The organism is Cobetia sp. MMG027 (assembly GCF_027947415.1).
Taxonomy (GTDB): domain Bacteria; phylum Pseudomonadota; class Gammaproteobacteria; order Pseudomonadales; family Halomonadaceae; genus Cobetia; species Cobetia marina.
Genome location: NZ_JAQJIO010000008.1, coordinates 138,089 through 152,067 on the forward strand (window position 1 = coordinate 138,089; position 13,979 = coordinate 152,067).

General features: G+C 56.4%; 9 protein-coding genes. 2 read left to right on the plus strand and 7 right to left on the minus strand.

The features are described 5' to 3' along the window. The first annotated feature begins 255 nt into the window (after nt 1–255). Nucleotides 256–954 (plus strand): GNAT family N-acetyltransferase, encoded by a 699-nt coding sequence (locus PJK54_RS12645; protein WP_271303055.1) that lies wholly within the window; start codon nt 256–258, stop codon nt 952–954. A gap of 126 nt (nt 955–1,080) precedes the next feature. On the opposite strand, the gene PJK54_RS12650 is transcribed toward PJK54_RS12645, so the two are convergent. The 7 genes from PJK54_RS12650 to PJK54_RS12680 all read right to left on the minus strand — a co-directional run bounded on the left by PJK54_RS12650 (nt 1,081) and on the right by PJK54_RS12680 (nt 13,439). After that, nucleotides 1,081–2,118 (minus strand): IS481 family transposase, encoded by a 1,038-nt coding sequence (locus PJK54_RS12650; RefSeq protein WP_271303056.1) that lies wholly within the window; start codon nt 2,116–2,118, stop codon nt 1,081–1,083. 86 nt (nt 2,119–2,204) lie between these two features. Continuing rightward, nucleotides 2,205–2,660 (minus strand): DUF2247 family protein, encoded by a 456-nt coding sequence (locus tag PJK54_RS12655; protein ID WP_271303057.1) that lies wholly within the window; start codon nt 2,658–2,660, stop codon nt 2,205–2,207. Next, nucleotides 2,657–4,099 (minus strand): RHS repeat-associated core domain-containing protein, encoded by a 1,443-nt coding sequence (locus tag PJK54_RS12660; RefSeq protein WP_271303058.1) that lies wholly within the window; start codon nt 4,097–4,099, stop codon nt 2,657–2,659. Before PJK54_RS12660 ends, PJK54_RS12655 begins: the two co-directional genes overlap by 4 nt. Before the next feature lie 68 nt (nt 4,100–4,167). Further along, nucleotides 4,168–4,554 (minus strand): DUF2750 domain-containing protein, encoded by a 387-nt coding sequence (locus tag PJK54_RS12665; protein ID WP_271303059.1) that lies wholly within the window; start codon nt 4,552–4,554, stop codon nt 4,168–4,170. A 7-nt stretch (nt 4,555–4,561) separates the two neighbouring features. Continuing rightward, nucleotides 4,562–9,334 carry an RHS repeat-associated core domain-containing protein gene (locus PJK54_RS12670; protein WP_271303060.1) on the minus strand — a complete coding sequence of 1,591 codons (4,773 nt, stop codon included), beginning with the start codon at nt 9,332–9,334 and terminating at the stop codon, nt 4,562–4,564. A 13-nt stretch (nt 9,335–9,347) separates the two neighbouring features. Further along, nucleotides 9,348–12,179 carry a type VI secretion system Vgr family protein gene (locus PJK54_RS12675; protein WP_271303061.1) on the minus strand — a complete coding sequence of 944 codons (2,832 nt, stop codon included), beginning with the start codon at nt 12,177–12,179 and terminating at the stop codon, nt 9,348–9,350. Nucleotides 12,180–12,596: 417 nt separating this feature from the next. Beyond that, a complete protein-coding gene (locus PJK54_RS12680) occupies nt 12,597–13,439 on the minus strand; it encodes an alpha/beta fold hydrolase (RefSeq protein ID WP_240704136.1) in 843 nt (280 codons plus the stop codon). Nucleotides 13,440–13,616: 177 nt separating this feature from the next. Between PJK54_RS12680 and PJK54_RS12685 the strand changes: the two genes are divergently transcribed. Further along, entirely contained in the window at nt 13,617–13,922 is a 306-nt protein-coding gene (locus PJK54_RS12685; protein WP_271303062.1) for a hypothetical protein, read from the plus strand. Nucleotides 13,923–13,979: the final 57 nt, after the last annotated feature.

Below are 13,979 nucleotides of genomic sequence, written 5' to 3' on the forward strand. Positions count from 1 at the left end.
ATTACGTTTTTGCAACTCTCGACTTCCCTTCTGCGCCCGGGTAAAGCTGGACAAATACTTGAAAGGTACTTGAGAGGCACTTGAGAAGCGCTGGACAAGTACTGGACAGGCATTCACTTGTCAGCGGCAATCCAACATCCGATGATAGATGGCAAATTACATTAGTATGCGCTAACCGACTGCTCCGCTATCAGGGACGCATAGTCATCAGTTCGCGCATCTGTGCCCCTACCCTCAACAGTAAGCGACAGGATCATGGATGATCTCAGCATTACCCCTATCAGCGATTCGGCTTGCAGCAGCTATCTGAGCGCCGCAGCACGGCGACTATGCTGCGGCAACATGCTCGCGACCTACAAACGGCATGGCATGAGCTGGGACGAGGAGTTGTTCAGCGAGCGCTGGCGGGACAACGAGAACTACGCGATACGCATCAATGGCGAATGGGTCGGCTTCATCAGCCTCAAGGCCCTGCCGGACATCCTGTATCTGCGCGACCTGCAACTGGTGCCACATTGGCAAGGCCGTGGTGTCGGCTCCGCCTGCCTGAACTGGTTGATCCAGCTGGCAACGCAGCAGGAGTACGGCCAGTCGCTGATGAAAGACCGCGCCTCCGAGCTATCCCCGGGCGCCCAGCCCTGCCCGCGCGCGCTGCGCCTGAGAGTCTTCTCCGACAGCCCGGCATTGGCGCTCTACCAGCGCCACGGCTTCACCCTGGTCAATGAGCTGTGCACTCCGACGCGCAGTGGCAGCATCATGGCGCTGGAAAGACCTCTCTCCTTCCAGACAGCGCCGATGCTCTCCCCGCGGGATGATCATGCGCCCACGCCCCTGTCGGGCAATGCGCCTCTCGACAAAATCATCGACGACCTTACCGAGGAAGACGCCTTGACGATCACCCCCAAGCGCAAGCGACAGTCCCCTCCGGCCGCGCGGAACATCGCGCATCATTAGGCGATTTCCCGTGCGCGATTTCCGCCAGATACGACAATGCCCGGTCCTATGACCGGGCATTGTCGTATCTGGCGGAAGCTTCACTTCCCATGGATAGCACTTGCTCCTGTTCCCTGGATTCCCTTTTCAATATTCAACAGCGATTGATTGCCGTATTCGATCATCCGGCACCCTACATCTGTCGGGTTCCGCCTGATTGATTACAGCCTGGGTAAACAGCTCCGGTCGTTCGGCCTGCCACTCCTTCATTGCTGCAACAGGTGCCCTGTGGTGTAGTGCCTTCTGAGGAATATGGTGGTTGTATAACCAGCAATACCGCTCGAGAGTCTGTTCTAAATCCTCACTTGAGTCATAGCGCCGAGTCGCCAGCACATCGCTGATACGCCCATTGAAGCGCTCCACCATTCCGTTCGTTTGGGGTCTGCCTGGCTTGATCAGTCGATGCTCAATGCCATGGTTCTGACATTCCTGATCGAAAAGATGATGCCCACTGGGCTTACGCTCGCCGCCCACGGTGAAGCGATCGGTAAAGGATTTACCATTGTCCGTGAGCACGGTTCGAATCGTGAAGGGAACCTCCTCTTCCACACGCTTCATGAACGCCCGGGCATCCTTTGCAGATTGACTTGATCTGACCTCCAGATACACCCACCGAGTGGCACGATCAATCGCGACGTAGAGATAACGCTTGTGATCTTCGTCAGGCATTTGGGGCAGATGCTTGATATCTATGTGCACATACCCGGGCTCATAATCCTTGAAAGGCCGATGCTTAGGCTTCTCGTCGCCTTCCGCGTCTCGACGTGCCAGCTTGGCGAGAGTTGGCACTTCACGCCGTTTGAGCATGCGCTGAAGCGCGGAACGTGACAGTTTGGGGTTCAGGAATTCACGAGCAACGACAAGTAGATCATCGAGTCCCAGCCGTAGTAACTCACGAGCGGCGATGACTATCTCTTCCTGCTCTGAGGTCAGAGTCGCCAGTAGGTTATGACGTGTGTGGGAACGATCCAGGACATCATCACGATGACGCCAGCGCTGGATAGTTGAGACGCTGACCCCAAACTGACGAGCAAGATCTTTGTTGGTCATACCGGCAGGAGCTGCTTGGATGTCAACACGAATTTTCGGTGTCGTCGTCGCTTGCTTATGCAGCTTGATGTCCATGAAGCCTTTCCTGAATAAATTGCTTGATGAGCTCACGCGAGGCTAACAAAGGATAGCTTCGTTGTGAAATCCGATCATCCGGCACCCTACAAATTATCAAAACGAGACTCCAATAATCTGATTACTTCATACATATTCTCAAGCGGATCGCCGTTAGCAGGAGAATATATACTACAAGCGAACATATCTTCTGGATAATCAAATTCAGAATAAACTTTTTCCAAGCTAATTAATTTTTCCTCTTCAGTTATAGTTGAATCTTTTATCTTCATTAACTTCGCCAGCCTCCACTTATCAATTATTATATCAAGACTTTCTTTAGAAAAAATGCTACTGATAGATGACTCTAACTCATTTATATCAAGCGTAGTTGAAAATGCGAGTGATTGAAAATCTACATTACTGTTATTTTCTTCTTGAAGTAGAAGTCTGGAAAAATAACTAGACATATAACTCTTATCCACCCAGCCTTGTCTGTAGCCGTAGACCACGGCTCCAGGGCTTGCTAGATCAAAATCTTCTATATAGTCAACGAGATTCATTTATTCCTCACCACTTGATTTGGATAACCAGTAACTTTACCATTCTTTATAAATCTTCTATGAGGAACACTATTGTTATCTACCACCCATTCGAAAACACCTTCCTTTCCATTTAAACTACCTTCCACTTGACGCAACTCAGAAGTTCTATCTATAACGCCACCAGGCCCTTTAGTGTCTATATCAAACTTTTCTGCCTTACCTGAATAATTGTCATTTATATCATTGAATGCATGCTCTTGATCAATCTTATTAGCACTACCTACTCTCGGAGTATCTAATACGGAGCTTTTAATAACGCAATCACACTTACTCAACCCCAGCGGATCCACCCATCCCGTCGGATTCGGCGCGTATTGATACAGGTTCTCGCCACCCATCAAACCAATAGGGTCTTGGGTGGTGAAGCGCCCGACTGCGGGATCATAGTAGCGGAAACGGTTGTAGTGAAGGCCGGTTTCTTCATCGTGGTACTGGCCCTGGAAGCGCAGCGGATTGTCAGTGCTGGCGAGTTCGCCGTTGCCATCTTTCGCGCGTTCGAGCTGGCCCCAGGCACGGTATTGACCTACCCAAACGAGATTGCCGTCGCTGTCAGCGACTTCCAGCGGTGTGCCGAGGTGGTCGGTCTGGAAGTAGTAAAGCTCAGCCGTTAAAGGCTGATATCCGGTATGGCGAGACTGGCCAGTGCCGGTCTGCTGTTCAATTGCCTCGAAGCGCGTTTCCAGCTTCGCGGCGGGGATGAAGCTATTGGCTTCAAACAGATAGCTCACGCGGCGCTGCGGGACGAAATTCGCTAGATGGCCAAGCGTGTGCTGGCGCTGTGCGATGGGTATCGAATAGGAGCGAGACGGGTCTTCGACATCCAATGCCAGCAATGGCGCATAGGCCATGCCAGGCAGATGGCCTTGGTACTTCTCTTCGCTTTGTAAAAGATCACCATCCCAGGTGAAGACAGTCAGCTCTGGGGCGTTGCCCTGCTGTGTCACCTGCTTCCAGATACGACGGCCCATGCTGTCATAGGCATAGCACGCGTGGGTCAGGGGGGCTGCATCATCATCTGCGGCAGGCGCCTGGGCGTAACGACTGGCCTCGACCATGCGATGCTCGGCATCGTACTGATAATGCCATGTCTGGCCATTGGGCTCGATGCGGCGGGTCAGATTGCCGTAGGTGTCGTAGTGATAGTGGGTGCCAGCATAGCGTTTGAGCAGATTGCCCATCGCGGAGGACAGGTTGGGCGCATTGGGGAAGTCGACGCGTACGCGCGATTCAGGCGTGTGATCCAGGTCGTCACGCGGGCGCTCCTGCGTCCAGCGGGTCGCTTGCGTGCCGTCACTGACATCACTCCCCTGGCGATCCGATTCGACCAGATTACCGGCCGGATCAAACGCGAAGTGCTCTTCCACAAGCGGCGAGACAGCCTGACGCAGGCGGCCCAAGGCATCATAGCCGTATCGCCGTACATAATAGCAATATTTATTTTATCGAAAGCAATGTAACTGAGTAATTACTCATATTTTTCCATTTCAACACTGAGATCTTCCTGGAATTCGCAAGACTTCTTTGTAGCAGTATCTAGTGTGTTTTCAAGCATAAAAATAGCAACTTGAACATTATCTTCCGTAAGCATTGGGAGTAATTCTTCCATCAAATAGTCTACAGAAATAGATTTCGGCTTATATCCAGACCAATGCTCTACGGCACAGTTCATAGCTGCTTCTTGAGATGGCCATATAGGAAAGTATTCATTGCCATCAGCTCCTGTGAGCGCCCATCCATTGCAATAAAGACCCCAGCCTTCTTCAAAATCTGCGATTTTCTTGACCGTATATACATAACGATCTGATGAAGTTTTTTTTGAGAGAAAGTCTAACTCTTTGGATTGAATATTCATAACAACCTCAATCTTTTTCAATTAAAAAACATCGACCACATGCATACTTACTATTTGCTCGTCCACGGTCATCATATCGATGCTGCAATCTATGTAAATCAGTGTGTTGGGGCTCAGCGTATTCATATCCAAAACCTTTTTTAGCTTCATACCCTCTCCTGTGGGCTAACTGGTAACCTGGAGGATTACGAATATTCCTACGCGTTCCATTTGCAATAGAATTCTGTTCCTGCTCAATCCAACCGCGCACATGGGAAGGCTGCTTAGGATCTAAGCTTATTTCTCGCAGTCTAGCTTGCTTCCCACTCCGCCCCGGAGACAACCCCAGCGGATCTACCCATCCTGTCGGGTTGGGCGCGTACTGATATAGGTTCTCGCCACCCATCAAGCCGATGGGATCTTGAATGGTGAAGCGCCCGACTGCGGGATCATAGTAGCGGAAACGGTTGTAGTGAAAGCCGGTTTCTTCATCATGGTATTGGCCCTGGAAGCGCAGCGGATTATCGGTACTGGCGAGTTCGCCGTTGCCGTCTTTCGCGCGTTCGAGCTGGCCCCAGGCACGGTATTGGCCTACCCAGACGAGGTTGCCGTCGCTGTCGGCGACTTCCAGCGGCGTGCCGAGGTGGTCGGTCTGGAAGTAGTAAAGCTCAGCCGTTAAAGGCTGATAACCAGTATGGCGAGACTGGCCAGTGCCCGTCTGTTGTTCCATCGCCTCAAAGCGCGTTTCCAGCTTCGCGGCGGGGATGAAGCTATTGGCTTCAAACAGGTAGCTCACGCGACGCAGCGGGATAACATTCGCTAGATGGCCAAGAGAATGCTGACGTTGTGCGATAGGTGTCGAGTAAGAGCGAGACGGGTCTTCGACCTCCAATTCCAGCAATGGCGCATAGGCCATGCCAGGCAGATGGCCTTGGTATTTCTCTTCGCTTTGTAAAAGATCGCCGTCCCAGGTGAAGACAGTCAGCTCTGGGACATTACCCTGCTGTGTCACCTGCTTCCAGATGCGCCGGCCCATGCTGTCGTAGGCGTAGCGCGCATGGGTCAGAGGGGCTGCATCATCGCCTGCGGCAGGTGCCTGAGCGTAACGACTGGCCTCGACCATGCGATGCTCGGCATCGTACTGATAATGCCATGTCTGGCCATTGGGCTCGATGCGGCGTGTCAGATTGCCGTAGGTGTCGTAGTGATAATGCGTGCCAGCATGGCGTTTGAGCAGATTGCCCATCGCAGAGGACAGCTTGGGCGCATTGGGGAAGTCGACACGAACGCGCGATTCCGGCGTGTGATCAAGGCCGTCACGCGGTCGCTCCTGCGTCCAGCGAGTCGCTTGTGTGCTGTCACTGTCATCAGCACCTTGACGATCCGATTCAACCAGATTACCCGCCGGATCAAACGCGAAGTGCTCTTCCCGCAGCGGCGAAACAGCTTGGCGCAAACGACCCAAGGCATCATAGCCGTAACGCGTGGTGCCGCGCAGACTGTCATCGGTCGCCGTCAGCAGACCATTGTCCGCGTACTGCCAGCGGCGTTTGATGGCTGACGTCTTGCCGTGCCCTGCTGTGCCTTGTATTGCCGCGCCTTGGAGAGAGCCCCGCTGCTGCAGTTGACTGTGCTGGGCAATCAGACGCCCGACCGGATCATACTGCGACGTCGTCTCACGCCCACGCTGATGCCGGCGCACTTCACGATGCAGATCATCCCGTTCGAAGCCGAGCAATTCTTCATTGTCCAACGCCATCGACAGCACATGACCGGAACCATAACGCAGCCAGCTGATCTGCTGACCATCCGGTAGCGTGGTGGTCTCGCGATTGCCCAGCGCATCGTGGGTATGGCGCGTCACCGCACTCATCTGATGGCCGTTGGGGAGCTGATGCTGCTGGGATTCCGCGATCAGGTTATCGGCATCGTCAAAGTAGAAGCGTGTTTCGCTGGCATCATTGGCCGCGCGTATCAGCCTGCCCAGCGGGTCATACCCGAAGATGGTCTTGAGCGGTAGCTGTCCCGGCAGCTCCGTCTGTCGAGATAACAGACGTCCCAGTGGATCACGCGCAAACTGGGTGATCTGCTCACCTTCCTGCAAGGATTCCAGGCTGCCCGCGCCATCATAGCGATACTGCTTGGTGCGGCCATCAAAGCCACGCTCACGAATCAGGCGGCTGCCACCGTCATAGTGGAAGTCCCAGTGGTCGCCATTCTGATTGACCAACTGCTTGAGTCGCAGCAGCGGATCATAGTGATAGCTGAGCGTCTGCCCCAAGGGATCACGCCGTTCAATCGGTTGATGTTTGGCGTTGTAGCGATAGCGCGTCTGGTGCCCTGCCGGGTCAACATGGCGTATCAGGTTGCCTTCACCATCGTGGGTGAAGGTCTCGGTCGCCCCATCTGCGTGACGAATGGAGGCCGGCAGGCCAGCGATATCCAGTTGATAGCGAGTTCGCTGATCCGCCGCGTCGACGACCTCACTGATATGCCCACGATGATCGTAGTGATAGTGGGTCGTCTTGTTCGAGCAGTCGCTGGCGCTGAGCAACAGGCCCTGGGGATTCCATTCATAGCGATAGGTATTGCCCGCGGCGTCCGTCATGGCCTCGAGCAGCCCTTGGGCATTGTGCTTGAAGGTCGTCTTGCGCCCTGTCGGGGCAATCTCTTCCACGGGCAGCCCGCGCGGATCGAAGCGTGTCATGCGCACACGCCCTTCGGGGTCTGTCACCTTGGTGGGCAAGCCCTGACTGTTGTATTCCACCAATGTGGTCAGGCCCAGCGGGTCTGTCACTGCTGTCATCCGGCCTTGCGCATCATAGCGGTAGCGCGTCATGCGCCCTTCGCCATCGGTATGTGCGACAAGGCGCATCTCTGCGTTCCACTGCCAGTATTCACTGCCCAGTTCTGGATGATGGGGGCGTGTGATCGACTCGATGTAGTTATCGAAGTTGTAGCGATAGATCGAGACGACACCCTGAGCATCAGTCACCTTGGTGTACCAGAGCTCACGGTGATATTCGAAGCGCGTATCTTCGCTGCCGTCGTCCAGCGCGTTGCGTACGCAACGTGCCTCGCGGGCGACAGGCAACGCACCCTCTGCCTTGCCCGGCCAGCCCCAGGTCAGGTTGACCCCAACACCATTGAGGTTGGTATAGCGCGTCAGCAGATGATGCGTGTAGTGATATTCACGTTGGTCATCCCGCGCATTGCGATGGGATACCAGATTGCCTTGGTCATCGTGTGCATATCGCGCGAGCACTTCCGGCTCATGCCTGGGAGCGCCATCCTCAAGGGAGGGGTAGTGACGCACGATGCGCTCGAGCAGCCCTGCATTGGAATAGAGGAAGTGCAGTTCCAACTCAGCGCCGTCGGCAAGAGAGGCGAGGCGACCCTGCTGATAGGAAAGCGTCAACGCACGACCATCTCGCTCACGCTGTTCAACGAGGCGATAGTGAGTCGCGCCGGCATCGGTGGGATCACCGACGCGCTGATAACGCTCCACGCTGCCATCCAGATACGTCAGGGTGTAGCTATCAGCCTCAGGATGCGCCAGCGTCATGCTTTCACGTGCCAGGAAGCGCTGCTCACCGATGGCAATCGGTTCAAGCGCCAGCGCGCGATTCAAACCATCGACAAATACCAGCCCCGTCGCTCGCTGCTCGAAGCGCATGTGATATGGCGAGTTCCAGCGAGCGCCGAGCTCACTGTCATCCAGTGCGTCAATGCTGGAGCGATAGTAGCGTGTCCATTCGACATCGATCAGACCCGCCACGCGGAAGTCGGTCTGCCACAGATTCTCATCACCCATGGCGTAATCGATGGGGTTTGGGCTTTGCCTTGCACTGGTGGCCAAGCCACAGGCACAGCCGGCAGGCGTGTCACTGGGTTGGCGTTCATCAGTGGTGGATTGCCGTTTCTGAGCGCCACGCTGACTGTGGTTGCTTGCGCCTGCCACGGCCTGACCTTGATGGTCCACACGACCTGACTTGTTGCGCCTGGCGATCAGAGCACTGCCCAGCGCGATGAGCACCGGCATCAGATTATCGATCGCCACCACGATCATCTTGTCCGTCACGCCCTTCAATTGACGAAGAGACCCCAGCAATTGTTGCCGCTGGTCTTCACCAAACCGATGTACCAGTGCATCAAAGGTCTGAAGGACAATACGCTTGCCATGCTCGTCTACTTCCCACCAGGACGGATTCTCCTCGATGAGTTTCAGCTGTTCAGCACCGTCTACCGGGTCAGCCACCAACTTTTCGATACCGCCGATGGTACTGGAGGCAAAGCGACGCAACAGTGGCTGCTGCTCCTTCACCCAATTCTGCATCTTGGAAACGAATTCGATGGCATCACCACCGGCATTGTTCCAGAGCAGTTGCGCCACGATGGCAATACCTTCGCCGCGAATGAACGCCAGAATCGCTTCCCGCGAGGCAACTCGGACAGGGCGCGAAGCGTTACCTGCCGCGGGAATTATCCCGATGGCATCAATGACGAGGATGGCCCAAAGCCAGGGGTTCTCGAAATTCGACTCACCCTGCGGGGAATCATCACACAACTCCACGATATCGCGCGCGACATCGCCCACCGCCATCACGTTGCCCAGTACCGGCACCATGTAAGCCGCTTGAATCACGATATCCAGCATCGTGCTGTCTTCCGGCTCCGTCTGGATATCCACGGCGGGGGATACAGGCTCGGCAGAAGGATCGGAGGTCACCACCCGCATCGCGGTGGCGCGATCCACAAGCTCCACCGGGAGTTGCTGCTGGTCATTGTCGAACTCGCTCATGGTGCTATCCCTGTCACCCTTGGTTGGTCGGAGTATCCGTTGACGCCTGGCGTCCCGCCAGTGCCGAAATATCCGGCCCCTGAGCGCGCTTCTTGCTCCACTTCTGAGATTCCAGCCCGATATCGTGCGGGTCGTTGAAGTACTCGACCTGCGCACTCGGTGATGGCACATCCGTCAATGAAGCGCGTCCTTGTGAATCCAATACGCCAGAGCGTACGGTGCCATCGGCGAAGGTGGCACGATAGGCTGCACCGGGCACTGGCTCATCATTGGCGTAGGTATGCAGAAGGTCCATGTTCGACGGCGAGGTTTCTGGCAGGTTCGCCAAGGAGTACGACTGACTCGCGGGCCCACCAAAGCTGTGCTGTGCCCCCTTCAACTCCACCTTGCCGGGCGCATGCAATTCGATATTGCCATCCTTGATCCGCACATAGGCACCTTGGCAGACCACGGCGATTTCCTTGGATGCCGCAATCGTGACCACGTCTTCTACCGAGGTGATCGTCACGTTATTTTCTGCCGTCAGTTCCATCGCATCACTCTGCGCCTGCATTTCCACCTTGCCGCGTGCGGCAAACAGCTTGATGCCAGCACGTTGCACGAACAACGAGAACTTCTCGGAGAGCGAGGCGATCAGGCTGCGTCCGGTGGCCAGGTTGATGTCTTCGCCGCTGGTGATGCTGAGCGACTTGCCTTGGGCCAGGTGGGTGGATTCCGGCGTGCTCAGCGCGATACCCGCCGGTGAGCTGACATGCAGCCAGGGGGCATCTAACTTTGTTGCCTGACCGCGCCCGCCCGCGCTGGCGCTGGAGGCGGAGCTGCCATCAAAATTGGTGCCGCTGTCTGCCGCGCCACCAGTCCCTTGAGCATCCTCACTGGCCTGCTTGAGGTTATCGAGAGTCGCGAGCGCCTCCGCATTGTGGCTGGTGGCGCTATCGCTGAGTGTATTGGAGAGCTGATAGGCGCTGGCCAACTGCTGCTGAGCGGGCGTGAGATCGAGCTGTTCGCCACTGGCGGCGATCTGTCCCCAACTGGTCAACAGCAAGCCACCATTGGCACGGATTGCCCCATAGGCGTCCGAGCGCAATTCGAAGCCGGTACCACGGAAGCTGCCGCGCGTATTACCTTGCTGATGGATCAGATAGCCGAGGTTGAGCTGAGACTTCTCGTGCTCCGAATTCAGGCGCACGCGCTCCTGATCGGTCGCGTCATCGAACACCAGCTCGTTGTACTTGTTGCCGCGGTAGGTCTTGCTCTTGAGGCCGGAGAGCAGGCCGTTGGAGTGCCACTCAGGCGTCTGGTCGCCGTTGTAGACGCGTCCGGTGATCAGCGGGCGGTCGGCGTCACCCTCGAGGAAGTCGACGATGACTTCCTGGCCGATACGCGGCACGAACACACTGCCCCAGCCCGCACCGGCGTTGGGTTGCGCGACACGCAGCCAGCAGCTGGCGTCGGCGGCACCCTTCTCGCTGCGGTCCCAGTGGAACTGGACACGCACGCGGTTGAGCGAATCGGTGTGGATCTCTTCGTTCTCGGGGCCGACGACGATCGCGGTCTGCGGGCCACCCAGATTCGGCCGCGGATGATCGAGCGACGGACGATACGGCTGACTGAGACGCTGAGATTCGAAGTCGATCAGGTACTGGCCGGTGCCGACATCGGCGTAATCGTCCTGTGCATCACTCTCAAGACCATGCGCCTTGCGCGCCTCGGCCATGCGTGCCTGCAGGCTGCCCGGCAACGCCTTGAGGTGCGCGGAGACCGGCAATGCGTTCTCGGCGCAGATGGTCAGGCCCAGCACGAGGAATTCACGCTCACTGGAATCGCCGTCTTCATGGCGAGCGTGCTGGCTGAGTTCGAACCAGCGGCCGACCTTCAACTGTCGGACACCGCCGGCACCATAAAAGCGCTTGGAGCGGGATTCATGCGCCTCGAGGCGATTGACGGTCAGGCGCTCGCCGCGCGAGTAATCATCAAAATAGTACTCGCCGGGGTAGTCGTAGACTTCCTGCTCGCTGAGGTTGCCCTGATCGCTGCGCGTGTCCTGACCGGAGCGCTTCTCCAGGCCCGGCTGCTTGTAATCAAACGTCCCGAGGCTGACGCGAGTCGGTTGCTGCTGACGGCGGCCGCTCCATTGCGTGATGGAGTCCTCTTCCTCGGTGGCATCCTGACGGTGAAAGCGGATCACTTGCGGCTCGACCGGCGCGCAGGTCGCGACATCATCGGTGATGACGAGGCGATGACCATTGAAGTCGCTGTCGTCAGCGGCATGTTCGAAGTAGTAGAACAGCCCTTCCTGCTCCATCAGGCGATTGACGAACTGGAAGTCGCTCTCGCGATATTGGACGCAGTAGCTGCGCGCCGGATACTCACGGCGCAGGTCCAGCCGCCAGCCACCCTGGGCTTCGCCTTGTGCGATGGCGTGATTCGAGAACACCGACTCGATCACCTCGACGGCGGTGAGATCCTGGAAGATGCGGCTATCGCGGCCGAGCTTGAGCATCGCCATCCACGGCACCAGCGTCAGCTGGTAATAGAAGACGCCACCGTCCTCACCGAGCAGCGCGGCAGACTCGACCAGCCCCGAGAGCTTGCGGTAGCTGCCATCGGCCTGACGCACCGAGAGTGCCGCCGGCTGCGCCATCAGGGTCTTGAGTTCGATATCACCGTGCTGGGAGATGCAGTCGAGGGTATAGGCAAACGGGCGCGACAGGCGCTCTTCCCCCACCAGGCGATGCGGGATGAAGTCCGCGCCGCTCATCTCAAGCGTGAGCAGGCGCTCGTTCTGGCTCAGCGAGATATCAAACGACGACAATAAAGCGTCGAGTCCCCATGAATCCGACATATTCTGCATCCCTGGCAGTTTTCTCATGGACGAGGAGCTGATGGCACAGGCCCGTCCTTGGCTCCCATCAGGTTGCACAGCATATAGGATCACGCTCATTTAGTTAATGGCGAGACACCCTCATGACCTCACTCTTGGAACATTGGGAAGGACCCACGAACAGATCGAGAGAGAGCAATGGAGGCTAAGCAACCGGTAGTTTCTAGCCATGTCATCTGACACAAGACCTGTTGTTGAAACATCTCACACATGACTATCCGACTAACCGCCATATCATTCGGCCACACCAGGACTTTTCGGCGCTTAACAACCTGTAGAAACGACAATGCCCGGCCATATGACCGGGCATTGTCGTTCAGGGCTCATTCACCATCATGGGGTGAGATTTTACTGCGCTGATGGCTGATGGGCTCCTCCTCAGCGGGCGAGGAAGTCCAGGATATAGCGCACGGTATCCTGCGGCTTTTCATCCGTCACCCAGTGACCGGCGTCCTTCACCCAGATCAGCTCGGCACCCGGGATGGCATCTGTGAGCATCGGGGCGTAATCCGGCTTCTGGAAGTTGTCCTTGTCGCCCCACAGTACCAGGGTGTCGATCTCGATATTCTTGAGTTCGCCCGCAATGGCCTGGGTGTATTCCTTGTTGAGACGACGCATGTTGCGGAAGAAGGCTGCCTTGCCTTGCTCGCTGTTCCACTGGGACACGTAGCGCTCGACCATCTCTTCGGTCGCCACCGCCGGATCATGCACACCACTGGGCATGAAGCCGCGCATGGTGCTGATGAATTCCTCGACGCTGGTGGCTTCCTCGACGCCCGGCTCCAGCAGCTGCTTGAACTCCGGAATCGGCCAGGAATCGAAGCACACGCTGTCGATCAGCACCTGGCGACGAACGCGCTCGGGGTGGTTAACCGCCATCAGCTGACCGATACCCCCACCGATATCATGCGAGACGACATCCGCACTTGCCACACCCAGCGCATCCATCAGCTTGATGAAGATGCGTGTCTGGGCATTGATGGAAACATCAGCATCCACCGGCATGTCCGACTCGCCATAGTTGAGCATGTCCGGTGCGATGACCCGGTAATGTCTGGCCAATTCCGGCATCACATCGCGCCACATCAGCTTGTTGGTCGGAATGCCGTGAATCAACAACAGCGGCTGACCTTCCCCCATTTCCTTATAGGCAATGCGGTGACCTTCAATCATCGCATAACGGGTTTCCAAGGCTTCCATTGTCACGTTGTCGTGGCTCATTGCTGACCTCCTTGCTTGCTCGATTCTCAATCACGGCCTCGGCGATTTCGATTGCCGAACCTTGTGCGCCGTGAACGTGGAGCCACCGTACGTATTTTTGAGCAATCACTCAACCTCTTTTTTGATCAATCACTCAAAATACGTTTCAATAGCCGCAATCTTCAAAGGGAAAGCCCAATGGCCCGTGTCATCAACCGAAGTCTGCTCGATCTTCGCCGCCTGACCATCAATCTGGTGACCTACCCCGAAGGCCACAGCGTGATGCGTCATAACGACCCGATGGGTAGCGGCAGCTACTACAAGCTCAATATCGTGCTCAAGAAACCCCGCCAGGGCGGTGTCTTCGAGACCGATGGCAGCCTATTTCGCCTCGCGGACCGCGTGGTGCTGTTTCGCCCCGACCTTCACGAACACAGCGTCAGCCGCATCGAGCACGGCAAACGTGTGCTGCTGAGCATCGCCTTGCACGCCCCCTGGCGCTGATCCGCAGTGAGCCTGCGATCGAGAGTCGTGAAGTGAAAGCGGATAGTGAAACAGACA